Here is a 26,539-nt window from a genome sequence, read left to right as displayed (position 1 = left end):
GGGGAAACGAGTGAATTACAATAAAGTGGTTTGTGTTGGTCGTAACTATGCAGCGCATGCAAAAGAATTGAATAACCCCATCCCTGTAGAGCCCATACTGTTTATGAAGCCTGCAACAACGTTAGTACCGCTAACCGACCCTATTCCAGTTTCCGCAATCGCGCAGCCCGTGCATTACGAACTCGAAGTTGCTGTTTTGCTCGGGAAAACACTGAAAAATGCAGACGAAGTGGACGCAAGCACAGCAATTGACGCTGTAGGTTTAGCACTAGACCTTACGCTACGCGAGCTCCAAAACGAACTAAAACAGCGCGGAGAGCCATGGGAAAAAGCCAAAGCCTTCGACGGCAGCTGCCCTGTTTCAGCATTTATACCGATCGACAATTTAGACCTTACAGCCTTAAAGTTTGAATTGAAAATAAACGATGAGGTACGTCAACAAGGCGATACCAGCGATATGCTCATCCCTATTGTGCAGCTTATTCAGTATGCTAGCCGCCACTTCACCTTAAATGCGGGCGATATTATTTTAACTGGCACACCTGCAGGCGTCGGTGCGTTAAATGTCGGCGACAAAATAGAGGCTACGCTCGAGAATAAAATTCACGAGCGCACCGAAGTAAAATAATTTACGAAAGAATACTTAATGTGGTTTCTGGCGTATAAAAATAGCAACGATAGCCGTTGTAATCACGCCCATCACGAATGCAAAAATAACCGACTGAAGCACGTAGCTGGAGAAGTTAAAGTATGCTTGCGCCTCTTCTAGGGTAGCCTGTCCACTGCTTACGGTGTAAGCAATCATATTGTCAAAGAAGTTGGGCGTGATAAACGTATGCGTTATCCACTGAGTTAATGGAGACAGCACCGCTACAACCAACGAAATAATCACACCTGATATAAATGCTTCTTTGTAGGTATAAGGCGCAGGACGATTATTACGAATAGAACGAAGCGCAAATACATACACAGCAATAGCCACAATCGCAAAACCGTTGGTGTAAATTACATGCTTGTCGATCATGTCATCATGTAAGCCAGCAACTCTCTCTATAACCATCCACACCAGCATGGCAATAGAGAAAATGACACCCCATTTAATTTCTTGTTGATACTGTTTCATAAGCAAACCTTGTTTTTGTTGTTTTCATAGCCATATATATTTAATGAAGCGAAACAATTATAGACGGTTTCCAACAAAACTTAGAAAAGTGCTTAAAACTAAGTGCTACGCATATTTCAGCGGAACTTTAACTTTGTTATACTGTCTGAGTAGTAACACCAAGGGGCTGATTTGGATTCGACGGGATACATAAAGCTTAAGGTGCATGCCGAGGTGAGGCTGGCCTCGTAAAAAGCCTCAAACTAATAGTTGCAAACGACGACAACTACGCTCTAGCGGCTTAATCCCGCTAGCCATCCACTCAGGCTTTGTCTGTAGGCAGAGGTTCGGATGGTCATCTATACAGGCTCGCATGGCGGCTTCGTCCGGAGCCAAAATGTTAAACTCAATCGGACTCGCTGCTTAAAAGCCTGTCGCTCGGCGTTTAAAGCAGTTAACTAAAAGAGACGACTAAGCATGTAGGACCGAAAGTGGCGGTATAGCGGACGGGGGTTCAAATCCCCCCAGCTCCACCAAATAAAATAACCCTGAGCCGAAAGGCTCGGGGTTTTTTATTTTCGGGTGAAAACTGGTGGGATTGTATTGAACCCACGTAGGGGGTTCACTAAAACGCCGGGAGCGTTTTAGCATCGAGCGCAAGCGAGACCCGCAGGGCGAAAGCCAAGGATGGCTTTCGTACAATCCCCCAACAAAGAGCGCAGCTCTTTTGGTAACAAGAAGGATGCAGACCCCCCGTTCGGGTTCACTAAAACGCCGGGAGCGTTTTAGTATCGAGCAAAGCGAGACCCGCAGGGCGAAAGCCATGGATGGCTTTCGTACAATCCCCCCCAGCAAAGAGCGAAGCTCTTTTGGCTCTCCTCAGTAATTCTTGATTCACAAAACCACATAGATATACAAACAACAAAACATTTGGTAGTTTACTTTTTAACCTAAAGGAAAAGGAGTAAACCACATGGACTCGAATGTTCTTATCGTCTTTTTTGGCCCTATTATTCTTTTAGCTGTTTTTATAGGGTTCTTATCAGCTCTACCCACGTATTTAATCGCCAAATCCAGGAGATTGGATGCGGCAAAATGGCTAATTGTTGGTATTTTTATTCCCTATATTTCTATCGCTCTCGCGCTTATTTGGCCTACGAACTATCAAAGCCACTCACAATAAGAAAAAGGATGTCTTATGCGAAATGCACAAAACTGTTTAGCCACTCTCTTCTCTTTTATCGTGCTCACCTTTTCTTACTCTGCTGTAAGTGAGCCTGCCGAATGTATTAAAATCACGGCTTTGAACTCTTTTGTTGTCGATCTTCACTCCGCTAATAATTTCTTCAATTGCACGAATGTAAGTGAAATTCCTGAAGGGAACGAAATCATCATCAATGTCGTTTCCACCAACCAAGAAATTCCATTTACGTTAGTGGTTTACGATATGGCAGAATACACGGCAAAAGAGATAGCCCGAGAAAGCTCCCCTTCTGGTGCAACAATACAATACGAATCAATTGTGCAGACATCAGATATAGGCTTTCGAATAGTCCCTGACTCGTCGGTTTCTGAAAACATTCGAATGACGGTTTCTTTAGGTATCTCAGAAAACAGTGGTGGTTTATTCTTTGTGAACCTTGACTACGCACCTCCTTATGCGGCTCAAGCGCACTAGACCAATCAGTGCACTTGAGCTCCAGGAGGGCACGAAATTCCTAAAAACTAAACCTAACAAGAAAGCGGCTTTCGTCTCTTAAGCCTTCACGGAAATTGCTACTCTCATAGCCGATGGAGAACCTTACCCAGAAGCACTACCAGCTCGCCGCGTACAACCTACCACCGTCGAAGTGTTTCATATTATTCATAATAGCCACGCAGATATTTCAGCACCTTTATCTGAGGCGATAAGAAACAACCTAAACCTAAACAACTAACATTTTGCCTAGAATACCAAGGCCAAAACCCGCCACAGCTCCCAATGGCGGGGCCCAATGATTCCGAAGACGAACCTGTGGTGCTATATCTTGAAATACGATATATAAAATTCCCCCCGCTGCAAACATCATGATGCCAGCAATTACGATGTGACTTTCCGCAAGTAAGGTATACCCCACAAGACCTGAAACTGGCCCCAAAAGTGCCATAAATGCGAATAATAAAATAATTTTGGGACCTTGCATTCCTGTAGATGATTTTATCTCTCGGTAGGAATTAAAGCCTTCAGGTAAGTTTTGTAAGGTAATAATAATCGCGAGCAATAAACCACCGGATGTAGACACCGTAAAGGTAGCCCCCAGTGCAATAGCTTCAGGAATGAAGTCAGCTAACATAGCCACCAGTTGCCCTGCGGATGTCTTTCTTTTCGCAAGGAAAATATCCAAAAACATGAATACAGCGCCACCGGAGGCAAAACATAGTAGCGCCAGCAGTTGATTTAGACTGTCTATCGACTCTGGTACCAACACGAGTGCAACAGCAGAAAGAAGAGCCCCTCCCCCAAACGCCACTACCGTATGACGAAGTTCATTTTCCAACCACCGCGGACGAATATGTTCAAAACACGCTAAAGCAGCTCCGGCAGGCATAGCGAGACCAGCGACTAAGGTCAGAACGAGGATAAAAGTAAGTTCATGCATAACCGAAAACCCAAAGTGATGGTTACTTTACTGTAGACATAAAAAAGGCAGTTGAAAAACTGCCTAATGCTTTATGATCACGGTGCGCTTCACATTATTACATTACACGTCTACCAATCGACTGAATAATATCTTCACCAGGGCAAGTAAATGTCTGTGTTACACGTGAACATGGTTGCTCATCGCTTTCCACACAAAAGTCGAAACGCGTTTGTGTTTTTACCGGCTCAGAAATAATGCCTTGTGGTAATTGTTGCCAAGCCCAATTTTGAATGACATCTTCAGCTGCTTGACCAAAATAGCGAGCACTCTCCGCAACAATCTGAATATGGGTTACTTCATTCTCAGGGGTAATAACGTACTCTACAGTTGCGCAGCCATTCACGGACCGCATTGCCGCTTGCTCAGGGTAGCGCGCAGGAAAGCGTAGTAAATCGCCCCATTTGCTTTTCAGCAGTTCTCTAGGTGTCATTTCCATCGCCGTATATGCGTCATTATTTGCGCTTGCACTGTTTGAGTCTTGCGACATGTCGCTCGTAGATTGGCAAGCAGCTAATGTAACCGCTGCAACTAAAGTGAGAATTGATTTTTTCATGATTATCTTCCTTGTTTTTTCTACTTTTTAATCGGTCTTGAACAGCAGATACAAACTAGCATACTGCGCTGCGCAAAAAGTTCATCCAATATGGATTACCTGTACAACTCTTTTCGTATTTATTTACATTCAACCTTCGATGACTGGATACCCCAAGTCAATATACGCCAAAATGTATCCATATTGCTTGTCAGTTATCAGCCCCTTCTGATGATGCTCACGGGCTAAGTCAAAAGTCCAAGGCTGCCCTTCGGGAGATACAGGAACAGACAAATCAATATCCAATAAGCGCTGATCTTTTACCGTTAGCCCCTGTTCTTGTGCCTTTCTGGCGCAGTGTGCCAACACGTATTCAACTGCATATTTATCGACACTCGGTTGCCATGTATAAACAGTTTCGCATGCAGTTTTAAGTTGCCCGTCAGCATCGTAATATTCAAGTTTACCCTTCGTACAGGCTCCTAAAAACAGCGCAATCAGAATTGCGGTAATAGTGATTATTCTGCGCTTAATAAGGTGTTTCATACTCAAAGTCTGTACTCATTGTAAAATCCGAACTATTCAGCAAAACTAAGTAGCTTAATAAGTTAATGGCTGTACCTTGCATGTTATTAAACCAAAAAGCGAATCGGAATGAACATACTGGAAAAAATCACCAATGACTGGCAACGCCCTTGGGCGATAACTTGGTTTGTTTGCGGCGCCCTAGCCTTATTTTTAGGATTTTGGCTTACCACTGAACGTACCGGGTTAGACATATTCAAACTCTCTGTAGCGCTTGTCGGTCTATTATGCGTGCTTGCTTTGGCTTTTCGTAAAAACATCGGCGGCAATGGGCTTGGCATGCTTGCCAATGTCGGTGAGATTGTTGCTCAGGGAAGAAGTGGTGCGACCGGCTTAATGATGGCCCCGATATTCTACTTTTTTACTCACCTATTTGGCTTACTTCATTGGCGAAAACACCAAGACGACAAAGGTGACATGAAACCGCAATCAGGGAGCAAGCTGCTTTGGTTAATTACGCTGGGTTTTATAGCGCTGGGCTTGTTACTTTTTCCATGGGTAAATTCTAAGCTTCAAGCCTTTGCATTTATTCCCGCAGGTTCAAGCAGTGCAATCTCGTGGTTAGGCTTCAACATTACTTGGTATCAAATCAATGTTTTAGCTTTTGTTCTCGGCGTAACCGCCCAGACCATGATGATTTTGCGTTACGCAGCAAGTTGGTGGATTTGGATAGTCGTGAACTTCGTATGGCTAGCAGTGAACTTAGCCAACAACAACATGATATTTGCAATTCAAACGCTTATTTATCAAGTAAACGCGTTTATCGCTTTATATGAATGGTGGTCTTCTACGACTCGTCACAAACAAAACCTTGATTGAGTTCGTGCAAAAGAACTCGGTCTGTGTGCACTTCAATACTATAAAGCTTGTCGAACTCACTCTCGTCAAGCAACTCAAGTTCGGTGCCTGCCATTAAATTCGCAATAACCGGTGCGGTGTTACTGTGACCGACAATAAGCGCATCTTCCTTTTTACTGAGAACACTGTCGACTAAAGCTTGGCTGTCTCTTGCGTTATATTCTTGCACGACCAAACCTCGGTCTTGAGCTAGAGGCCGAGCTGTTCGCTGCGTACGTTGATAGCCGGTAGCATAAACTGCGTCGATATTTCTGTCTTTCAAAAGGTGAACTAAGGCTCGCGCACGCTGCTGTCCACAATACGACAATTGCGGATCGCGGTTTTCACCGTCACTCTTTGCCTTCTCAGCATGACGAATAATGTATACATGAAACTCATCAGCTTGATTATTCATACTTGAACATCCTGTCGTTATAGTTAAAGCAGTTAAAATCGCGAGAAATACCTTCACCTTACTTCCTCTTTCTTTTCGATGGCTTGCAACATTTAATAGTGAAAAAGCCTATTAGATGGTGAGAAACCACACTACAACAGCCATGTAAAAATCGTAAGCAACTGAAATATATAAAAATTACAAAGAGGCTTGAATCTTGCTTACTTTAATTCACATAAGCCATGTTGGTACAAACCACTATATTTACGCTAACGTGTATAAGATAACACGAGGGAATAAACAATGACGGTAAAGTTAGAAGACAGACCCATAGAGAAAGTTCGCGAAGAAACCATAGACAAGCTCATCGTTAACTATAGTCACGGTGTGATTTCTGCTGAAGCGTTCGAACGTAGATTAGACCAAGCATCGGAAAGTAACGATCATCAAGAGATTGTTGCCTTAGTAGAAGACTTACCTATGGAAGCAGATTCTAACTACGACACCTACAAAGAAAAGCAGTTTACACCCCATTACCGCTCGGGTAACGACGATACCCATCAAAAAATCACTACTATTTTAAGTAACACCGAAAAAAGTGGGCAATGGGTTGTGCCCAAGCGAATTAGCATCGTCGGGGTACTAGGCTCTACTAAACTCGATTTCAGCGACGCTATTTTTCAAAGTCAGAACGTCATTATCGACGTAAAAGATGCGCTGTGCTCTATTGAAATTTTAGTGCCAGAAAATGTAAATGTAGTCACTTCGGTCACCAATATTTTAAGTAATACTGAGCATCACGCCCCAAATATGGCAAACCGCCAGGCTCCAGTCATTACCATTGAAGGTTGGTCTGTACTTGGCAGTATCGAAGTAAAACTGAAAACCACAATGAAAGAAAAATTCATGGCGTTTGCCAACAGCATTAAAGAGTCTTTCTCAGGTAAAGATCTCTATTAATTTCAATAGCTAGCAATAGCCATGTTAAAAATATTTGACATGGCTATTTTCTAACCTTACACTTCCTCATGTTAAGTATTTTTAACATTGCTTGCTGTTATTTAATATCATGAGGTTTTCACATGTCATTCCAAGAACGCTCTGCATGGGCCATGCTCATTATTTTATCGGTCGCTTTTTTTGACCTCGCACACTCTGTTTACAACGCATCTATGCATGCGCAGCAGGTCATTGATCCGTCCTGGATGTTACTCGGTAAATTTGTCGGCACTATTATTGTTCTAGCCATCGCCTCGCACATCATTTTGGCGATAATTCAGCCTAAGCAAGCCGAGGGAAAGCTAGACGAGCGAGAAAAAACCATCGCACTTTTTAGTAGCCATATTAGTGGTATTGTACTCGCTATAGGTTTGTTTTTTGGGCTAGGCCATTACATGATTCACGAAGACGGCAATGCACTTTTCTATACTGCGTTTGGTTCACTCGTACTAAGTCAGATCGCCGAATACGTTATACTCATTTGGAAGCATCGCCGTGGCTAAGCTTCCTATCACCAATAGCGTACGAGAATTCAGAGAACAGCTAGACATGACTCAGGGTGAATTGGGTGACAAGGTAAATGTTACTCGACAAACGATTGCCGCCATAGAGCAACGACGTTACTCACCCTCTCTGGAAGTGGCATTTCGAATCGCTCATGAATTTAATCAACCTCTTGAAACTGTTTTTCAGTACGTTCCCGAAACATAAATTTAGGGCGACATAACCTGTCGCCCTCTTGTGTTGTGATAAGTTCTGTTATCATCAACAAGCTTTCACCCATATCGACAAGGAACTGAGTATGTGGACACCTGTTGTTCTTATTTCTATTGGCGCTAGTGCAGTTATCGGAGCCGTTATTGGCTTCTTATTTTCCCGCGCCCAAAGCCAACGCTCTATTGCTACCGTAGAGTCGGAACTTGCACATACTCAGCAGCAATTAGATACGCAAAAAGCGCAATACTCTGCAGTACAGCAAGAGCAACAAACCCTGCGCGAAAGCCTCACCAACACAGAACGCCAAGAAACTACGCTCAAAACTCAGCTAGAGGGCAAGCAGCAACAACTGAGTGAGCAAAAGTTAAGAGCAGAAGAGTTAGAAGCAAAGTTAGAGCAACTGCGAACTGAATATCACAGTTTGAATGTTACGCATACACGCCAACAAGAAGCACAAGAGAAGCAAGAAGAGTACTACCAGGCGCAACTTAAAGAGCTTAAAGAGGCACGAGCGGTGTTAACCAAAGACTTCGAAAACATCGCTAACAAGATATTTGAAGAAAAGGGAAAAACGTTCACGAGCACCAGCAAAGAAAGTATTGATGTGCTCCTAAAGCCTTTCAGAGAGCAAATCGAAGGCTTTCAAAAACGAATTAACGAAGTGCACGAATCGTCAGTGCGGGGTAACTCCAACCTGACATCGGAGCTGAAAAAAGTGCTCGATATCGGCTTAAAAATGAGTGAGGAAGCCAACAATCTTACATCCGCTTTAAAAGGTGACTCGCAGCAACGAGGCGCATGGGGTGAGGCACAGTTAGAGCGCACACTAGAAATGGGCGGCTTACAAGCAGACATCCATTATGAGAAGCAAAGCTCATTCAGAGACGCAGAAGGCAAGCATAAGCAAACCGACTACCTAATTAAACTACCCGACAACAAACAAATTATTATCGACTCAAAGGTCACCATGGTGGCTTACGAGAAAGCAGTAAGTGCCGAATCACCCGAAGAATACAACGCAGCAATGGTAGAGCACGTAAAAGCAGTAAAGCGCCACATCGACGATTTAGCGTCCAAAGACTATACCAATGTTATTGGCATGCGCAGCCCAAGCTTTGTACTGATGTTTATGCCTATTGAACCGGCTTACATTGAAGCATTGAAGCAAAACAAAGAGCTTTTTGAATACGGTTACCGCAAGAATATCGTATTGGTCTCCCATACCACGCTTATTCCAATTCTACGCACCGTGTCTAACTTATGGATGATGGACAAAAGCACCAGCGAAGCGCGCGAAATAAGCGAAAAAGCCGGTGAGATTTTTAACCAGGTTTGCTTGGTGGCAGAGCGCTTACAAAAGCTCGGTAGAACACTCAATACCGTAAGTAATCACTACAATGACACAGTAACCGCTGTTGCCGGCCAACAAGGTCTATACGGTAAGGTTGACCGCTTTAATCAACTCTCGGTGAAGGTATCTAAGTCTCTGCCTGACATGAGCACCTACCACGCAGATCACGACGTTGAAAAGCTTTCATTAGTGGTAGAAGCACTGCCTGACGAAGACGAAAAGTTAGAAGAAAAGCCTGATGAGAAAAGCGATTAATTTCGCTTTTCTAACTCAGCAACGCGTGCTTCCAACGCTTCTACTCGTGCGTTTAAGTCATCCGATTTACTCTCGTCACGAATCCATTTAGACAGCTTGGTTTCAGGCCCCACAATAGTAAGAAACACCATTACAGCAACACCACCAATAACAGCCCATTTTAAAATTTCAGCGACATCCATAATGTTTCCTCCGTTTAATCAATAGACACACTATAAACGATTTTAGGATTTCCAAAATACCGCTCGACACGCAAGAAGCACCGCTGGTGTAAATAAAAACCATATGGGGACAGGCTGAAGCCAGCCTCCTGTCCTACAACCCAAGCATAATACCTAGCAGAGTCTTTTAACCATTACCGTACTTGAATGGAATGTTTGCGGGCGAAGACTGTTGATAAAAAGGCAGATTTCGAACCAGAGGCTTGGCTTTTAGCATGAGGGAAGCACTCGATGTGCTTTTCTCATGCCGTGACATATACATTTCGGTAGCTATTGTTTGATGCAGCTTATCTTCCATGACAATAGGTGCGGATATACCTCTCACAGGGTCTCTGAGACATGGATGTCGAAGAGAAGCCCCCAGGGAAGGGTTTACGGCGTCCCTGTGAGAGGTATATCCGTGACCACATGGAAGATAAGCTGATACGTAACCAAATACCTAGCACCAGTTACTTTAACCATATGGGGACAGGTTGAAGCCAGTCCCCCTACTCAATAAAAAAGGGGGTCAGAGCACTAAGTGCTCTGACCCCCTTCCATCACGTAAAGAGTTTAGTTGCCAGTCAAGTCGTCGAAGAACTTCTTCACACCGTCAAAGAAACCACGTTCTTTTGGACGATAGCGAGCCGCTTCTTCGCCTTTGCCCATTGACTCTTCAAACTCTTGCAAAAGCTCTTTCTGCTTAGCCGACAAGTTCACAGGCGTTTCTAAAACAGCCTTACAAACCAGGTCGCCTACTGCGCCACTGCGCACAGATTTCACACCTTTACCACGCAAACGGAACATACGCCCTGTTTGTGTTTCAGTTGGAATTTTCAACTTCACACGGCCATCTAGCGTTGGCACTTGCACTTCACCGCCCAAGGCAGCTTGGGTAAAGCTTATCGGTACGTCGCAGTACAAGTTATTGCCATCACGGCGGAAAATAGGATGTTCACGTACATGCACTTGCACATAAAGATCACCTGCAGGAGCGCCATGCTCACCGGCTTCACCCTCACCTGCTAAACGAATTCTGTCGCCCGTGTCTACGCCAGCTGGAATTTTCACGCTAAGCGTTTTAGTTTTCTCTACCCGGCCTTCGCCATGACAGGTTTTGCAAGGGTTCTTAATAACCTTACCGCTACCACTACACTTCGGACATGTTTGCTGCACAGCAAAGAATCCTTGGCGCATTTGAATTTGACCTTGGCCATGACAGTAGTCGCAGGTTTCCGACTTCGAGCCTTTCTCTGCGCCAGAACCACCACAGTCGTCACATGCCGCTAACGTTGGAATTTTCAGCTCCGCTGTTTTACCAGCAACAGCTTCTTCCAATGAAAGTTCTAAGTTATAGCGAAGGTCTGAACCACGCTGAGCTCGGCTACGCTGTCTTCCGCGACCGCCGCCAAAAATATCACCGAACACGTCACCGAAGATGTCGGCAAAGTCCGCACCGCCGCCACCAAAGCCACCGGCTCCGCCTTGTGCTTGTTCAAATGCAGCGTGACCATATTGGTCATAAGCTTGGCGTTTTTGTGGGTCGTTCAAGACTTCGTAAGCTTCCTTTACTTCTTTAAATTTAGCTTCTAAGTCTTTGTCCCCTTTCGTACGGTCAGGGTGATACTTCATCGCCAAGCGCTTGTACGCTTTTTTGATGTCGCGTTCGTTAGCGCCTTTGTCTACGCCTAGAATTTCGTAATAATCGCTTTTAGCCATACTTTACGTCTTCTTTTATTCGGTTCTAAACAAACACACGGGCGTTACCTAGCGGCAACACCCGTGCAAGAACGTTCTAACAGAATCGACAATTATTTCTTGTCGTCGTCTTGAACTTCTTCGAACTCTGCGTCGACTACGTCATCCGCGGCGTTCTCTGCAGGGCCTTGCTCTTCACCTGCACCAGCTTGCTGCTGTGCGTTTTGCTGAGCAATTTCCATAAGTTTTGCAGACGCTTCCATTAAGGCTTGAGACTTCTGCTCAATCGCTTCTTTCTCACCCTCTTTCACTGCTTCCTCTAGCTCGCTAATTGCGCTTTCGATTGCAGTTTTGTCTTCTTCAGGAAGTGCATCACCTGCTTCTTCCATTTGCTTGCGTGTAGCGTGAATCAATGCATCAGCTTGGTTGCGAGCCTGAACAGTTTCTTCAAACTTGCGGTCTTCTTCTGCATTCAATTCTGCGTCACGAACCATGCTTTCTACTTCATCATCACTTAGGCCTGAAGAAGCTTTAATGGTAATTTTCTGTTCTTTACCTGTGTCTTTATCTTTCGCAGACACATTCAAGATACCGTCCGCGTCGATGTCGAAAGTAACTTCGATTTGCGGCTGACCGCGCATTGCTGCACGAATACCTTCTAGGTTGAATTGTCCCAATGACTTATTGTCACTTGAACGTTTACGCTCACCCTGAAGTACATGAATCGTTACCGCAGACTGGTTGTCTTCCGCAGTCGAGAATGTTTGCGACTTCTTCGTTGGAATCGTCGTATTTTTCTCGATAAGCGTAGTCATTACGCCACCCATAGTTTCGATACCAAGTGACAGTGGGCACACGTCTAGAAGTAGTACGTCTTTCACGTCACCTTGTAGTACACCCGCTTGAACCGCAGCACCAATTGCAACAGCTTCGTCTGGGTTCACGTCTTTACGTGGTTCTTTACCGAAGAAGTCTGTAACCAATTCTTGAACTTTAGGCATACGTGTTTGACCACCCACCAAGATAACGTCTTGGATGTCGCCTACTTTCAAGCCTGCGTCAGATAATGCTGTTTTTACTGGCTCAAGTGTCTTCTTGATCATGTCTTCTACTAAGCTCTCAAGTTTTGAGCGCGTTAGTTTGATAGCCAAGTGCTTAGGACCAGAACCGTCTGCTGTGATGTATGGCAAGTTCACTTCTGTTTGCTGCGCAGAAGAAAGTTCAATTTTCGCTTTCTCACCCGCTTCTTTTAAGCGCTGCATTGCCAAAGGATCTTTACGTAAGTCGATACCTTGGTCTTTCTGGAACTGTTCTACCAAGTAGTTGATTACACGGTTATCGAAGTCTTCACCACCTAGGTGCGTGTCACCATTAGTTGCTAGTACTTCAAACGTGTGCTCGCCTTCTACTTCGTCAATCTCGATAATTGAGATATCGAACGTACCACCACCTAAGTCGTAAACCGCTACTGTACGGTCACCAGCTTTCTTGTCCATACCGTAGGCAAGAGCAGCCGCTGTTGGCTCGTTGATAATACGCTTAACTTCTAAACCTGCGATGCGGCCAGCGTCTTTGGTTGCTTGACGTTGTGCGTCGTTGAAGTACGCAGGTACTGTAATTACAGCTTCAGTAACTTTCTCACCGAGATAGTCTTCTGCTGTTTTCTTCATTTTCTTCAAAACTTCAGCAGAAATTTGAGGTGGAGCTTTCTTCTCACCTTTCGACTCTACCCAAGCGTCGCCGTTGTCAGCTTTAACAATTTTGTATGGCATAATGCCGATGTCGCGCTGAACTTCTTCGTCTTCAAAACGACGACCGATAAGACGCTTAATTGCAAACAATGTGTTCGCTGGGTTAGTAACCGCTTGACGCTTTGCAGGAGAACCTACTAGCGTTTCACCGTCTTCTGTAAAAGCTACAATTGAAGGCGTTGTACGATCGCCTTCTGCGTTTTCAAGAACGCGTGCTTTGTCACCATCCATGATGGCAACACAAGAGTTTGTAGTACCTAAGTCAATACCAATCACTTTGCTCATAATAATCTCCCAAACTACCAATTCTTTCCGGGTTAACCTTTATGTGGGGTCACCCTGTTAAATTTCAATGAAATAACTCAAATTTCTTTGCAATTAAGCCTGAGTATCTACACCTTCGGTCGGCGCTCTAGACACCATCACCATTGCCGGACGTAAAAGTCGGCCATTTAGGGTGTAACCTTTTTGCATAACAGCAAGCACTGTATTTGGCGCGACGTCTTCGCTTTCCTGCATACCCATTGCTTGATGTAATTGTGGGTCAAACGCTTCACCTTCAGGATTAACCGGTTGCATACCAAACTTCTCGATAGTTTGGATAAAGCCTTTGTAGGTCATTTCAATGCCTTCATAGACACTTTTCATTGCATCGTCTTCGTTATCGATGGCTTGCATTGCACGCTCAAGATTGTCGATAACCGAAAGCAATTCACCTGCAAATTTTTCTAGCGCGAAGTTTTTAGCTTTTTCTACTTCCTGCGCTGAACGACGTTTCACATTTTCAGCTTCGGCAGCAACGCGCAACGCTTTGTCTTTTTCCGTTGAAGCTTGTTCTTGAGCAGCCGCTAAAGCCGCTTCCACTTCAGCAAGACGAGTTGCTAAATCGTTTTCACCTTCCGGTGCTTGGCTTTCTTGCGCGTCAGAAGTTGATTCTTCAACTTGCGCTTCGGTTTGCTCAACTTGAGCTTCTTCTTGCGGTTGTTCTTGTTGAGAACCGGGCTTAGCAGCGTCTGTCATGTGTTAAACTCCATTATTGGTCAATCTAATGAAGCCTATATGGGGCTAGCTAAAAATATTTCAATACAATTCGTAAGGGTTTTTATTGAATTTTTTTTAGATTCTTTTTAGCGTTACCCCATTAAACCTTTTCGTTCAACATTGAAAGGCGATTTGCAGGAATACCCGATGAGTCAGGATTTGATTACTACGCCAGCGCAAAATTCAACGTTCAAAACCATTGGACTGTTGGGTATTCCGTCGACCGACAAAGCTCGAGCAACATTTGAGTCGCTCTGCCAATCATTGTCAGACGCGGGTTACACCATCCTCGCAGAAGACAGAGCACACCAACAATGTTCAGTAGCGTCTATTGAGAGTGTGTCCACTTCAGAGTTAGGCAAGCGCGCTGACTTAGCTGTTGTGGTGGGTGGTGACGGCAATATGCTTGGCGCCGCAAGAGAATTGAGTTTGCATGATGTCGGCGTTATTGGTGTAAACCGAGGAAAGTTAGGTTTTCTTACCGATTTAAGCCCTGAGGACGCCACGAAGTATTTAAGTGAAGTGCTCGCGGGTGAATACACAACGGAAATGCGCTTCTTGTTAGACGCTCAAGTTAACAAAGAAAGTGGAGCATGCGAATATGGCAATGCCATGAACGAAGTCGTACTGCACTCCGATAAAGTTGCTCATATGATCGAATTTGAAGTGTTTGTTGACGACCAGTTTGTGTTTTCGCAACGCTCAGACGGTCTTATTATTGCTACGCCTACCGGCTCTACTGCATACTCATTGTCGGCTGGTGGCAGCATACTGCACCCCGGTTTGGAAGCGATAAACATCATCCCTATGTTTCCTCACACCTTAAGCAGTCGACCTTTAGTTGTTCCTGCAGAAAGCAAAATATCGCTTCGGGTTGCCCCCGACAACGAACCCCTTCATTTAAGCTGCGACGGTCATAACACCCTAGCTGTGAAACCTGGTTCAACGATAAACATTCAGCGTCAAGCTCAACATTTGCGTTTAATACACCCAAGAAATTACAACTATTTCAATGTTCTAAGAAACAAGTTGGCTTGGGGTAGCCGCCTCTTTTAAAGATTTTCTCTTAACTGACTTGCCATACTGTACAAACACTGTATATTTATACTGTACATATAAACAGTGCGGCATTTTCTATGGAGACTTCTTTATGTTAACGCAACTCTGTATTCGCAATTTCGCTATCGTCGATGACATGAGTATCGACTTTAAATCAGGCATGAGTGCTATTACAGGTGAAACCGGTGCCGGTAAATCCATCGCCTTAGACGCGCTAAGCCTTTGCCTAGGCGCACGCGCGGAAGCGTCTATGGTGCGCGACGCATCAAAAAAAGCAGAGATAAGCGCGAGTTTCCATACAGAAACCCTTCCCGACGTACAGAAATGGCTAGAGAGCCGTGAGCTTGAAGCCGACGAAGAGTGTGTTATACGCCGTACAATAAGCGCGGAAGGCCGCTCTAAAGCTTATGTGAATGCAGCACCTGTACCCGTTGCCTTACTGAAAGAATTAGGAAGTCTACTCGTAAGCTTACATGGGCAACACGATCACCATTTACTGATGAAGTCTGAGCAACAACTTACACTTCTCGATCAGTATGGAGATCATTCAAGTTTATTAGCGAAAGTAAAAGAGTCATGGAAAGCTTGGCAATCTTTACTGAAAGAAAAGAAACAGCTCAGTACAGAGAGCGAAGCTACACTCGCCCAGCGTCAGTTACTGGAGTATCAAGTTCGTGAACTCGAAGAGTTTGATATTCAAGAAGGTGAATTCGAACAGCTAGAACAAGATCATAATCGTTTAGCGAATACCACTCAGCTACAAGAGCACGCGCTTTATGGCTTAAATTCACTTTACGACGGTGAGCATAACAACGCTTATGGTCTGGTAGAGCAAGTTATTCAAAGACTCCAAGAAAGTGTAGAGCTAGACGACAAACTAGCCCCGATCGTTGAGTTACTCGAACAATCCAGCGTGCAAATAGAAGAGGCTGTTCGAGAATTAAGGCATTACCAAGATCATTTAGAAAGCGATCCACAAGCTTTCGCAGAAGTAGAGTCTCGGCTAACCAACGCTATGCAGTTGGCTCGCAAGCATCAAGTTGCGCCAGAAGAGTTAGTGAACCACTACCATGCTTTGCAAGGTGAACTAGCGGGTTTAGCCAATAGTTCTGAACGACTTGAAACGATAGACAAAGATATTGAAGCAGCGGAAGCTGAGTTTAAAGCTCATGCTGAAAAGCTGTCGTCAGCTCGCAAAACTACTGGCAAAAAGCTGTCGTCGCAGGTGCAAAGCACTATGCGAGACTTAAATATGAAGGAAGGTCAGTTTTTAGTTCGCATTGAAAGCTCGCTGCAGCAAAGCTCTGCGAAAGGATTTGATAGCGTAAGTTTTGATGTTGCCATGAATGCAGGTCAAACATTACAGCCTCTGCAAAAAGTAGCTTCTGGAGGTGAATTATCTCGCATAAGCTTAGCCATACAGGTACTCACAGCGCAGCACGACGGGTTACCTACATTGATATTCGACGAAGTAGACGTTGGCGTAAGTGGGCCAACCGCGGCAACCGTAGGAAAATTGTTGCGTAAGCTAGGTCAGGCCAATCAAGTTATTTGCGTTACTCACCTCCCTCAGGTTGCGGCGCGCGCGCACCAGCAATTAGAAGTGGAAAAGGTGAACCAAAATGGTAAAACAACAACGCAGATGACGCCATTGAATGACGACCAAAGAGTAAAAGCGTTAGCGCGCTTGCTCGGTGGCGACAATATTACGGCAAACAGCATTGCGAATGCGCAGGAATTACTTGCCGGTTAGGGAACTTTTTTGCATTAGATTAACCAAAGGCTGTGGTTCTCATATAGCGAGCCACAGTCTTTTTACGTTATGATGAACATTGTACTTTTGATGATTACACCAATGGATACCTTATGAAGTTTTTGGGAATTGCAGTATTTGTTATGTTTTTGGCGGGTTGCTCTGTGTTTGACCCGTTAGTTTATAAAATAGACATTCCGCAAGGGAACTATTTAGAGCAACGTGACGTAGATAATTTAAGAGTAGGAATGACGCACGAGCAAGTTACCTATGTTTTAGGCTCTCCAGTTGCAGAAGACGCATTCCGAAACGATACTTGGCATTATATATACCGTTTAAAGCCAGGTCGTGGTGACATCGTTACTCGTGAATTATTTGTCCACTTTGAAAATGGGCGTGTAGTAAGTATTTCAGGAGATTTCGAGACACCCGAAGATTTTAACGTACCGTTAGACGCCTAATTTAAGCAGTATTAACACCGGCGACTATATACTTTTCTGCTTAGCGAGGCTCTTCTCATGGTCACTACCAACAATTCTGAGGCGCAAAGCCAAGAATTTGTGATTGAGAAGAGTCCTTCTGATGAACGGGACTACAAATGGGTAACCTTACCGAATGGTCTTCCCGTTCTCTTGGTACATCAGCCAGACACCCCTCAATCAGCAGCTTCCGTCACGGTTAAAGCAGGACACTTTCAAGACCCGCCAGACACTCCTGGCTTAGCCCACTTTCTTGAACATATGCTGTTTTTAGGAAGTGATGCTTACCCAGAGGCAGATGCATATTCAGACTTCATGAGTTACTCCGGCGGCCACCATAACGCGTGGACAGGCACTGAGCACAGTAACTTTTATTTTGAAGTTCCTAATGAGCATTTCCACGAAGCATTAAAAAGATTCGCGCGAATTCTTATTGCCCCACAGTTGCATGAGGACTGGATAGAACGTGAACGCCAAGCTATTGAGTCTGAATTTAGGCTTAAGTTAAAAGACGAACTACGCCGATTATATGATGTGCACAAACAAACCAGTAACCCGTCGCACCCTTTCTCAAAGTTTTCTGTAGGCAACGCAGAAACACTACAAGACAAACCTGGGCTCACCATTCAAAATCAACTGCGCCAGTTTCACCAAGATTATTATCATGCTAGCAATATGGCGTTAACTTTGGTGAGTAGCGAGTCTATTGAAACCATGCAAGGTGACGTTGAACTGCTTTTTTCTGAGCTACCAAGCCAAGGGGTTGCACCGCCCGAAATCAGTGAACCGTTATACTTGAGCGACAACACCAGCCAATGGATTTACGTTAAACCGCTAAAAAATGCGAATCGTTTGTTTATAACGTTTGGCTTGGAAGAAATTAATAGCGACTACCTATATAAAACAACGAGTTTCATTGCGCATTTATTAGGTCACGAAGGAGAGTCTTCATTATGTGCGCAGTTACGCCACAAAGGCTGGATTCTTAACCTTTCTGCCGGTGGTGGCGCAAGCGGTAGTAACTTTAAAGACTTCACGATCAACATTCAGCTTACGGAAGATGGTCAGTCGCATATACAGGACATTATCCAATGGTGTTTTTCCTACATTCGGCTAGTCACAGCTGAGGGGATCAACGCAGCTCTATACAAAGACCGTGCTTCTATTGTAGGTTTGGCGTATCGCTTTCCTGAGCCTATTCAAGCCGTTGATTTAGCCTCACAACTCTCTGTAAATATGCTTCATTACGCACCTGAACATGTGGTTTCAGGTGACTACCGCATGGACGAACTGAATACTCTGTTTGCGCAAGACATTTTGGCTCGATTTATACCCGAGAACGCGCGCATTACTGTCGTTCATCCAGAGGTAGAAACTGACCAACATAGCCGTTGGTACGGTACCGAATTCTCAGTACGTAACATTACAGATTCAGAGGCAAAATTTTACATTCGAGAGCCAGAGCAAGTTACATTTAAACTTCCTAGCCGCAATGCGTTCATTCCGCAAAGAGACAAACCACTCCCTTTAGAAGGGCAAGCTGAAAGATACCCACAGCAAGTGGTACTAAATGAGGCATTTGACTATTGGCATTTACAAGACCGGGATTTCAGAGCTCCGAAAGGACACATCTATTTGATGTTGAAGCTTCCGTTTGCCAACGCTAGTGCACGCAATTACGCCTGTAGCCGTATTTGGTGCGAGTTAGGGCTAGAAACATTAAATGAACGCTTCTACGACGCTGAAATAGCGGGGGTTCATATTAACTTGTTCCCCCAACACGGGGGAATTACCCTTCACCTCACAGGTTTCTCGTGCCAACAGCCCAAGGTATTTAAAGAAGTAGTTAAAGCATTAAGTGAGGTGCGCGCCGACGAAGCTACGTTCGAGAACATTAAGCACTCGTTATCCAGCAATTGGGCTGCGGTTCACCAAACCAACCCGATTAACCACATGGTTGCCCTACTCCATCATCATGTTCAGCAAGGGGCACACACATCCAAACAGTTAGCCGAGAGTGTCTCCGACCTCGACTTTGACCATTACACCAATTTATTACCCGGCTTATTCAGAGACGCTCAAGCGACTTTGCTTGTTCATGGCGACTGGCCAGAAGATGAAGCTCGCAGCATGGCGCGTTACGCATCGTCGGTGTTACCTATAACCACAACACCTTCAACTACTTTGAGCCGATACGTTCGACGTATTTCTGAAGGCGTCGAGCGCGTAAGTTTTCCAAGTAGCCACCCAGACCACGTTGCAGCGTTTTTTATTCAAGGTGAACATACAGCACTTGCAGAAAAAGCTAATTTTCTGCTGCTTAATCATCTTGTGGGGCCTTTATTTTTTAACGAATTGCGAACTCGTCAGCAGTTAGGTTACTTAGTCGGAAACAGTTATATCCCTATGCATGGCTTACCCGGAATTTTGTTTTATGTGCAATCTCCACAATATTCCCCTGACGTTTTAGAAGGGAAAATTGTTGAGTTTTTACAAGAGTTTGCAGAGCAGGTTCAGCACATAAACAACGAGGAATGGCGCCGAGCCACGCAAGCTATTGCAGGGCACTTAGAAAATAAAGATCCAAGTTTACGCATTCGAGCTCAACGACTTTGGCAGTCAATAACCAAAAACCAAGCCGATTTCGAGTTGGCAAATACCCTTGCCCAAGAAGTCAGGAACGCACAACGGTCAGACTTCCTAGAATTTGTGCAACATCGCCTCACACAAGGGCTAGCCGCTATATCTTTATGTACGATAGCTTTGACAGAACCTGAATAATCCGTTAATTTTAGGTTCATAAATGATGCTATCCGTAATGGATAGTCTAATTCGAGGTGAGCGTGCGCTTCACAATAATAAATAAAATTAGTAGACGCATAACAACTCAATTCCCAATGTGGCTCACAAGCTGTTCTTTGCTCCTCTTAGCAACGGCAAGTTTACCTGTGTCTGCTACACAGCTCCCTCAAAACCTCGCGCCATGGTGGCGTTCAGGTTGGTCTATTGCAATTTTCAGCTTCTTTATTATTGTCTTACTTGGTTTGGGCTTTGAGATTTTCCGTGCACGACGAGAAACCATTCGGCACATAAAAGCCAGTGAGGAGCGCTTAAAGCTCAGTTTATGGGGAAGTGGCGATCAGCTTTGGGACTGGGAAATATCAAGCGGTGAGCTCTATTGTCAAAATGATTGGAATACCATTAAAGACTTTCCTCAAGACGGCATTCGTAACAAAAACGCCTCAGCCATTATTCATGAAGACGACCAAAGCAGAGTTCGAGACGCATTAATTCAGCACCTAAGTAATCATGTCGATCATTACGAGGTAACTTACCGCGTTAAAGACAAAGATGATGAATGGCGCTGGCTTCTTGACCGAGGCAAAGTTGTAGAAAGAGACGCAGATGGCACCGCGATTCGAATGACAGGTACCATCAAAGACGTTCATGAGCTATTTATGGCGCAAGAGCGAGTACGTTTATTCGCAGCCTCTTTCACCAATATCTCAGACGGTGTGTGTATTTACGACCGAGACTTCAAAGCGGTAGAAGTAAACGACGCCTTCGTTAGAATCACTGGAATTTCGCGAGAACAAACCACAGGTCGCCCTTTCAGGTTGGCGCTGTATTCCGATCAATTTACTGCTCATGTAAAAGAACAGCTTTCCTTAAGCGGAAGCTGGCGTGGTGAAGTGGACGACTTAAGAGCGTCTGGCGAGCGATACACCATCGATATTAGTATTGACGCCATCAAACGTGATGACGGTGTTATTACGCACTATGTGGCAAGCTTTGCAGACATTACACAACGGAAGGTTACCGAAACCGAACTGAGGCGTTTAGCCAACACCGATACCTTAACCGGATTACCTAACCGCTCCTACTTCCAGGTGAGTCACTCCACCCTTGTTCGAAAACGCATTCCACACGCACTTTTAATCTTTGATCTCGATAACTTCAAAAAGATTAACGACTCGCTTAGCCACGATATCGGTGACGTTCTACTTTGTCAGGTTGCAGAGCGCATTAATGAGTTAATTTCTCGCCAAGACTCACTTTACCGTTTGGGTGGTGACGAGTTCGCGATTGTTTTAGAACAAATATCCGACCTCAGCAGTGTGGCTAATATTGCAGAGGAGCTGGTTTCAGCCTTGCACGAACCTTTCTTAGTTGAAGAGCACGAGCTCGTGGTGAATGGCTCTCTAGGCGTAGTAGTTTATCCAGATGACGGCGACTCATCCTTAGAGTTATTGCAAAACGCAGACACCGCGATGTACCACGCCAAGTATAGGGGCGGAAACACTTATCAATTCTTCAGTGAGTCTATGAACGAAGCTGCGGTAAATCGCCTACAAATTGAAAACCAGCTTCGCCAGTGTCTGAAAGATGACCACCTACGTGTGCACTACCAACCGAAGCTGAATATTGCGACGGGCAAAATAGAAGGTTTAGAAGCGCTAGCACGCATATTTGTGCCGAATCATGGTGAAATGAGCCCTGCGGAATTTATTCCATTAGCTGAAGAAACAGGACTTATTTTAGAACTTGGTGAGCGGGTTTTAGAAAAAGCCTGTTTAGATGCAAAAGAGTGGCTACAGCGTGGACTGTTTCATGGCCGCGTTGCGGTAAACCTTTCTGCGAGACAGTTTAACCAACCTAACCTAGTACACAGCATTCTCGCTATTTTAGATAAAACAGGGTTACCTGCAGAAGCGCTAGAACTAGAAATCACTGAAGGGATGGTTATGACCAATCCCGAAAAAGCTATTCAAATCATGACCGAGTTAGCCAACTGTGGCATTCATTTGGCACTCGACGACTTCGGCACAGGCTATTCGTCACTAGCGTACCTGAAACGGTTCCCTATTCACTGCTTGAAGATCGATAAAGCCTTTATCGACGACATTCACACAAGTGCGCGAGAGCGTAATATGGTGGCGTCGATTATTTCTATGGCTCACAACCTCGACTTGAGCGTAGTTGCAGAAGGTGTAGAGTATGCGGAGCAACTCATGGTACTCAGCACCTTGAGATGTGAAACAGTGCAAGGCTTCTATTTTGCTAAGCCTATGCAAGGCGCCGACTTTGAAGTGTTCGCCGAAGAAAAAACTGCACTAAGCGTTAAATAAAACCCCTTCCCTACCCAGCGCTTTCAATAATCTAAATTGTTGATGCGTGCGAAACAGCGGCCATGCTAGTGGCCCTAAACATAAACCGATTAAACTCCACCGTCTTGGGCCCATAGCATACTGGTAAGCTTTAACGTAAAACATCACAGCGAAACACGCGCTTATCAAGAAGAACCAAAGCATGGCTTATCCTCATACAACTTAACTAAGGTAATTGTGGTTATTATAGCCAAAGCTTAAAGAAGGGTCATTTGCACGCTTGTTATGCAAAAAAGCCACGGAATAACAAATTCGTTACGCCGTGGCTTTGTTTCCAAAGGTTTTAATTAATCTTTGTAAAATTTCTGGTTTTCTTGTGCCATCGTCACTAGCAGTTCACAAGGTTTGAAACGCTCGCCCTCACTTGCTGCTAGAGCTTCAAGGCGCTCAACAATATGCGCTACACCGAGTGCATCCATGTATCGGAAAGGACCACCTCTGAACGGAGGGAAACCAATACCAAAGATCGCACCAATATCACCGTCGCGAGGCGAGCGGATAATATTTTCTTGTAAGCACCATGCCGCTTCATTCAGCATCGGCAATACGCAACGCTCTGAGATAGCTTTGGCGCTTGCTTGGGCATTAGGTTGAATACCTAAGACCTGATACACCGAGCTATCAACTTGCTTGCCCTTTGCTTTGCTATCGTAACGGTAGAAGCCTTTCTTGGTTTTGCGGCCTTTACGTCCGTCATCAATAAGTTTGCTAAACGCGTCTGGAGCTTCAAAGCGTTCGCCAAGTTCGTTACGCAAAATAGGCGCAACCTTACTAGCTACATCGATGCCTACTTCATCAAGCAACGCAACTGGTCCCACAGGGAAACCAAATTGAACCAACGCTTTGTCGATTGCTTCGACAGGCTCTCCGGCAAGTAACCAACGCGCAGCTTCATTCATATATGGCGCTAGAATACGGTTCACGTAAAAACCTGCACCATCTGCAACCACAATCGGCGTTTTACCTTGCTGCTTAGCAAACTGCACTGTCGTTGCAATTGTTTCTGGCGTAGTGCCTTCATGGGTAATAATTTCCGCCAACGGCATTTTCTCTACCGGAGAGAAGTAATGCAGCCCGATCACTTGTCCTGGACGCTTTGCTTTCGCTGCAATTTGAGTAATCGGTAACGAAGAAGTATTGGTAGCAAATATGGTGTGCTCAGCCGCATTTTGCTCGATGTCTGCAACCATCTTTTGCTTCAAGTCTAGGTCTTCGAATACTGCTTCTACAACGATGTCTGCGTCTTTGTAGCCACTGTAGTTTAAGCTTCCCGTAAGCATAAGTAACTGCTTCTCATAGTCCGCTTTCGTAATGTGACGTCGCTTTAACCGTGGTTGCAGTAATTTATTGTGATAAGCCATGGCGTTAGAAATACCGTCATGGTTAATATCTTTCAAGCGAACCGGTAACTTAGCTTTATTAATGGTGACATGCGCGATGCCGCCGCCCATTAAACCACCGCCTAGCACGCCAACTTTTTTCACTTCACTTGGTTTAGTGCCTTCAGCGCCAGTTTCTTTCTTCATCTCTGTGGTTGCGAAGAAGATATTACGAAGTTGCTGAGACTCTGGCGTCATCGCCAACTCACCAAACTTCTTAGCTTCAAACGCCAAGCCAGCTTTCATACCCTTTGTCACACCCGTTTTAATGGTGTCAATGATGCAATCAATAGCTGGGTAATTACCTTTCGCTTTCTTTTGAGCTTGTTCGCGAGCTTTACTAAACACCACACCTTTCATTGGGCCTTCAAGTACTTTACCCATGAAGTTCAATTTAGGTTTTGGTGTTGCAGGTTTGCCTTTCAGCGCCATTTCCATAGCCGCATCAAGTAATATCGACTCAGGCACAACCTCGTTCGCTAACCCTAACTTTTTCGCTTGTTTTGCACGTAACTGTTTGCCGGTCAGCATTAGCGTTAAACCTTGCTGAATACCTACAATACGCGGCAAGCGTTGCGTGCCACCAGAGCCAGGAAGTAGGCCTAGCTGTACTTCAGGAAGTCCAAGTACCGTTTTGGGTGAGTCTGATAGAACACGAGCATGACACGCCAGTGCCAACTCTAAACCGCCGCCTAAAGCTGGTCCATGGATAGCCGCAATCACAGGGATTGTCAGTGCTTCTAACTCATCAAATAAAGCCTGTCCTTGACGCGCTAAACTCTCGGCGTCTTCTGCGGTGCGGCATTCATTGATCATGCGAATATCAGCACCAGCGACAAACGAGCTCGGCTTACCGCTAATAAACACCAAACCTTTAAGGTCTTTATTGCCCTTAATTGCTGACATTAATTCAGAAACTTCTTCGACGAATGTCGCCTTAAGCGTGTTCATAGACTCGCCAGGAACATCGATTGTGACGACACCAATGCCGTTGTCGCGAATGTCTAAAGAAAATGCTTTCGCTGTATCAGTCATTATTCTGCCTCCACAATTACTGCTGCACCTAAACCACCTGCGGCACATGCTGTTGTTAGTCCTACACCACCGCCACGACGCTGAAGTTCACGAAGGGTTTGGGTTAGCATGCGTGTACCAGTTGCGGCAAAAGGATGCCCATAAGCGATAGAGCCGCCAAGTACGTTAAATTTACTTTCGTCAATTTCACCGATAGCTTCACTACGACCTAATTTTTCTTCTGCAAACTTTTTACTTGCGAACATCTTCTTGTTCGCCAGTGTCTGCGCTGCGAAAGCTTCGTGCATATCGATAAGATCTAAATCAGAAAGCTTCATTCCTGCACGGTCGAGTGCGATAGGCGTTGCGTACGAAGGTCCCATCAACATATCGGTATGTACATCTATTGCAGAGAATGCATAGCTCTTAATGTAACCCAATGGCTTATAACCTAACGCTTTAGCTTTACTCTCTGTCATCATGAGTACTGCAGACGCACCATCGGTTAGCGGCGTGGCATTTGCTGCAGTCACACTACCGTGCTTGCGATCAAACACCGGGCGTAATCTTGCGTAACCCGCTAAGTCAGAATTTTCGCGAATGTTGTTGTCTTTCTCATAATACGACTTATAAGGAGGCACATGAGCAGTCATCACTTCCTCGGTGAGCTTCCCTTCTTCCCACGCTTGGTGCGCTAAGGTATGTGAACGGTGCGCTAATTCGTCCTGTGCTTCTCGCGTAATACCATGCGTTTTAGCCATTTGTTCAGCGGTTTGTCCCATACTCAACCCTGTTGAATATTCTGCAACCGCTGGTGGCACAGGTAATAAGTCTTTCAGTCCTAAACGACGGAAAATAGCGATACGCTGACCTAAGGTCTTCGCTTTAGTCAGATCGACTAGCGCTCGCGCAAGCTTTTTAGACACGCCAATAGGCAACACCGACGACGAGTCTGCACCACCTGCGATACCAACATCGATAGTGCCAGCAAGCATCGACTCTGCAATATTTACAGCAGACTGGAAACTTGTAGCACAAGCTCTAGACACACTGTATGCATCGGTGCTTACGGGTAAACTCGTTCCTAATACAATCTCTCTGGCGATATTAGGAGCTTCTGGCATTTGTACGACTTGCCCAAAAACCAACTGTTGCACCCATGCTGGGTCTACGTCGAATCGTTGGATAAGCTCTTGAACTACCATTTTCCCCATATCGAGCGCAGGCACACCATGAAAAAAGCTCGCTTGTTTAGCGAACGGTGTACGTAAACCTGCCACGATTGCGATACGATCGCCGTTAGGCGTAATCAATCGTTGTTGCGGTGCTGACATATAAATCCCCTATCGAATACTGGTCTGACCACGAATTTCATCCCGATTCTAACGAGATCTGAGTCAGAAAGAAACCTTGCAAAGCAGATGAATAACCCCATTGTAAGAGTTACTATAAATCAAAATAACGAAGCCATTAGCATTTCCCTGCAAATACTTACTGTTGACGGGAACTGTAGAATGCATTCATGGTCGTAGCAAACGCCTTAA

The 26,539-nt window shown here is 44.9% G+C and carries 24 protein-coding genes and 1 other RNA gene; 14 read left to right on the top strand and 11 right to left on the bottom strand.

The genetic code is table 11. The features are described 5' to 3' along the window. Positions 1 to 10 precede the first annotated feature (10 nt). Positions 11 to 628, top strand: a complete 618-nt coding sequence (locus DQX04_RS00595; protein WP_111913862.1) for a fumarylacetoacetate hydrolase family protein — start codon at positions 11 to 13, stop codon at positions 626 to 628. A gap of 15 nt (positions 629 to 643) precedes the next feature. Here DQX04_RS00595 and DQX04_RS00590 read toward each other — a convergent pair whose 3' ends face one another. Further along, the gene (locus tag DQX04_RS00590) at positions 644 to 1,123 is read right to left on the bottom strand and encodes a DUF4199 domain-containing protein (RefSeq protein WP_111913861.1); all 480 of its coding nucleotides are present in this window, start codon (positions 1,121 to 1,123) and stop codon (positions 644 to 646) included. A 162-nt stretch (positions 1,124 to 1,285) separates the two neighbouring features. On the opposite strand from DQX04_RS00590, the gene ssrA reads away from it, so the two are divergent. The 3 genes from ssrA (at position 1,286) to DQX04_RS00575 (ending at position 2,780) form a co-directional block, all read left to right on the top strand. Then, positions 1,286 to 1,638, top strand: a transfer-messenger RNA (tmRNA) gene (ssrA, locus tag DQX04_RS00585). Positions 1,639 to 2,075: 437 nt separating this feature from the next. Then, positions 2,076 to 2,285, top strand: coding sequence for a hypothetical protein (locus DQX04_RS00580; protein WP_111913860.1), 210 nt, complete (start codon positions 2,076 to 2,078; stop codon positions 2,283 to 2,285). Positions 2,286 to 2,300: 15 nt separating this feature from the next. Continuing rightward, the gene (locus tag DQX04_RS00575) at positions 2,301 to 2,780 is read left to right on the top strand and encodes a hypothetical protein (protein WP_111913859.1); all 480 of its coding nucleotides are present in this window, start codon (positions 2,301 to 2,303) and stop codon (positions 2,778 to 2,780) included. Between the two features lie 247 nt (positions 2,781 to 3,027). Here the strand turns inward: DQX04_RS00575 and DQX04_RS00570 are convergent, their stop codons facing one another. The 3 genes from DQX04_RS00570 to DQX04_RS00560 form a co-directional block, all read right to left on the bottom strand. Continuing rightward, on the bottom strand, positions 3,028 to 3,741 hold the full coding sequence (locus tag DQX04_RS00570; RefSeq protein ID WP_111913858.1) for a ZIP family metal transporter: 714 nt from the start codon (positions 3,739 to 3,741) through the stop codon (positions 3,028 to 3,030). A gap of 97 nt (positions 3,742 to 3,838) precedes the next feature. Then, positions 3,839 to 4,336: a TonB family protein gene (locus tag DQX04_RS00565; RefSeq protein WP_111913857.1), complete on the bottom strand. Its 498-nt coding sequence runs from the start codon at positions 4,334 to 4,336 to the stop codon at positions 3,839 to 3,841. Between the two features lie 129 nt (positions 4,337 to 4,465). Continuing rightward, a complete protein-coding gene (locus DQX04_RS00560) occupies positions 4,466 to 4,861 on the bottom strand; it encodes a hypothetical protein (protein ID WP_111913856.1) in 396 nt (131 codons plus the stop codon). A 108-nt stretch (positions 4,862 to 4,969) separates the two neighbouring features. Between DQX04_RS00560 and pnuC the strand changes: the two genes are divergently transcribed. Then, positions 4,970 to 5,719: a nicotinamide riboside transporter PnuC gene (gene pnuC, locus DQX04_RS00555; protein WP_207801066.1), complete on the top strand. Its 750-nt coding sequence runs from the start codon at positions 4,970 to 4,972 to the stop codon at positions 5,717 to 5,719. On the opposite strand, the gene DQX04_RS00550 is transcribed toward pnuC, so the two are convergent. After that, positions 5,688 to 6,152, bottom strand: coding sequence for a histidine phosphatase family protein (locus tag DQX04_RS00550; RefSeq protein ID WP_111913854.1), 465 nt, complete (start codon positions 6,150 to 6,152; stop codon positions 5,688 to 5,690). The two genes, pnuC and DQX04_RS00550, sit on opposite strands and share 32 nt — an antisense overlap. A 282-nt stretch (positions 6,153 to 6,434) precedes the next feature. Here DQX04_RS00550 and DQX04_RS00545 point away from each other — a divergent pair, with 282 nt between their 5' ends. The 4 genes from DQX04_RS00545 (at position 6,435) to rmuC (ending at position 9,453) form a co-directional block, all read left to right on the top strand. Beyond that, positions 6,435 to 7,091, top strand: coding sequence for a LiaF domain-containing protein (locus DQX04_RS00545; RefSeq protein ID WP_111913853.1), 657 nt, complete (start codon positions 6,435 to 6,437; stop codon positions 7,089 to 7,091). A 122-nt stretch (positions 7,092 to 7,213) separates the two neighbouring features. Then, positions 7,214 to 7,633, top strand: coding sequence for a hypothetical protein (locus DQX04_RS00540; RefSeq protein WP_111913852.1), 420 nt, complete (start codon positions 7,214 to 7,216; stop codon positions 7,631 to 7,633). Further along, the gene (locus DQX04_RS00535) at positions 7,626 to 7,841 is read left to right on the top strand and encodes a helix-turn-helix transcriptional regulator (RefSeq protein ID WP_111913851.1); all 216 of its coding nucleotides are present in this window, start codon (positions 7,626 to 7,628) and stop codon (positions 7,839 to 7,841) included. The genes DQX04_RS00540 and DQX04_RS00535 overlap by 8 nt, the downstream gene beginning before the upstream one ends. Before the next feature lie 91 nt (positions 7,842 to 7,932). Beyond that, positions 7,933 to 9,453, top strand: a complete 1,521-nt coding sequence (gene rmuC / locus DQX04_RS00530) for a DNA recombination protein RmuC (protein WP_111913850.1) — start codon at positions 7,933 to 7,935, stop codon at positions 9,451 to 9,453. Here rmuC and DQX04_RS00525 read toward each other — a convergent pair. The 4 genes from DQX04_RS00525 to grpE all read right to left on the bottom strand — a co-directional run bounded on the left by DQX04_RS00525 (position 9,450) and on the right by grpE (position 14,122). Continuing rightward, positions 9,450 to 9,635, bottom strand: a complete 186-nt coding sequence (locus DQX04_RS00525) for a hypothetical protein (RefSeq protein ID WP_111913849.1) — start codon at positions 9,633 to 9,635, stop codon at positions 9,450 to 9,452. The two genes, rmuC and DQX04_RS00525, sit on opposite strands and share 4 nt — an antisense overlap. Positions 9,636 to 10,226: 591 nt before the next feature. After that, positions 10,227 to 11,372, bottom strand: coding sequence for a molecular chaperone DnaJ (dnaJ, locus tag DQX04_RS00520; protein WP_111913848.1), 1,146 nt, complete (start codon positions 11,370 to 11,372; stop codon positions 10,227 to 10,229). Positions 11,373 to 11,464: 92 nt separating this feature from the next. Next, on the bottom strand, positions 11,465 to 13,387 hold the full coding sequence (dnaK, locus tag DQX04_RS00515) for a molecular chaperone DnaK (protein WP_111913847.1): 1,923 nt from the start codon (positions 13,385 to 13,387) through the stop codon (positions 11,465 to 11,467). 93 nt (positions 13,388 to 13,480) lie between these two features. Continuing rightward, entirely contained in the window at positions 13,481 to 14,122 is a 642-nt protein-coding gene (gene grpE, locus DQX04_RS00510; RefSeq protein ID WP_111913846.1) for a nucleotide exchange factor GrpE, read from the bottom strand. Positions 14,123 to 14,290: 168 nt separating this feature from the next. Between grpE and nadK the strand changes: the two genes are divergently transcribed. The 5 genes from nadK to DQX04_RS00485 all read left to right on the top strand — a co-directional run bounded on the left by nadK (position 14,291) and on the right by DQX04_RS00485 (position 22,563). Then, positions 14,291 to 15,199, top strand: a complete 909-nt coding sequence (gene nadK / locus DQX04_RS00505; RefSeq protein WP_111913845.1) for an NAD(+) kinase — start codon at positions 14,291 to 14,293, stop codon at positions 15,197 to 15,199. Positions 15,200 to 15,293: 94 nt separating this feature from the next. Then, on the top strand, positions 15,294 to 16,955 hold the full coding sequence (gene recN / locus DQX04_RS00500; protein WP_111913844.1) for a DNA repair protein RecN: 1,662 nt from the start codon (positions 15,294 to 15,296) through the stop codon (positions 16,953 to 16,955). Between the two features lie 113 nt (positions 16,956 to 17,068). Beyond that, the gene (gene bamE / locus DQX04_RS00495) at positions 17,069 to 17,416 is read left to right on the top strand and encodes an outer membrane protein assembly factor BamE (protein WP_111913843.1); all 348 of its coding nucleotides are present in this window, start codon (positions 17,069 to 17,071) and stop codon (positions 17,414 to 17,416) included. 57 nt (positions 17,417 to 17,473) lie between these two features. Further along, complete coding sequence (locus tag DQX04_RS00490) at positions 17,474 to 20,215, top strand: insulinase family protein (protein WP_111913842.1); 2,742 nt, start codon at positions 17,474 to 17,476, stop codon at positions 20,213 to 20,215. Positions 20,216 to 20,382: 167 nt separating this feature from the next. Beyond that, positions 20,383 to 22,563 carry a bifunctional diguanylate cyclase/phosphodiesterase gene (locus DQX04_RS00485; RefSeq protein WP_207801065.1) on the top strand — a complete coding sequence of 727 codons (2,181 nt, stop codon included), beginning with the start codon at positions 20,383 to 20,385 and terminating at the stop codon, positions 22,561 to 22,563. A 326-nt stretch (positions 22,564 to 22,889) separates the two neighbouring features. Here DQX04_RS00485 and fadJ read toward each other — a convergent pair whose 3' ends face one another. Both fadJ and fadI read right to left on the bottom strand, forming a co-directional pair. Then, positions 22,890 to 25,016, bottom strand: coding sequence for a fatty acid oxidation complex subunit alpha FadJ (gene fadJ / locus DQX04_RS00475; protein ID WP_111913839.1), 2,127 nt, complete (start codon positions 25,014 to 25,016; stop codon positions 22,890 to 22,892). Next, positions 25,016 to 26,329, bottom strand: coding sequence for an acetyl-CoA C-acyltransferase FadI (fadI, locus tag DQX04_RS00470; protein WP_111913838.1), 1,314 nt, complete (start codon positions 26,327 to 26,329; stop codon positions 25,016 to 25,018). The genes fadJ and fadI overlap by 1 nt, the downstream gene beginning before the upstream one ends. Positions 26,330 to 26,539 lie beyond the last annotated feature (210 nt).

Source organism: Aliidiomarina sp. B3213, assembly GCF_003290085.1.
Taxonomy (GTDB): domain Bacteria; phylum Pseudomonadota; class Gammaproteobacteria; order Enterobacterales; family Alteromonadaceae; genus Aliidiomarina.
Note: the sequence above shows the minus strand (reverse complement) of the source record. Positions and strands in the feature narration are given on the sequence as shown.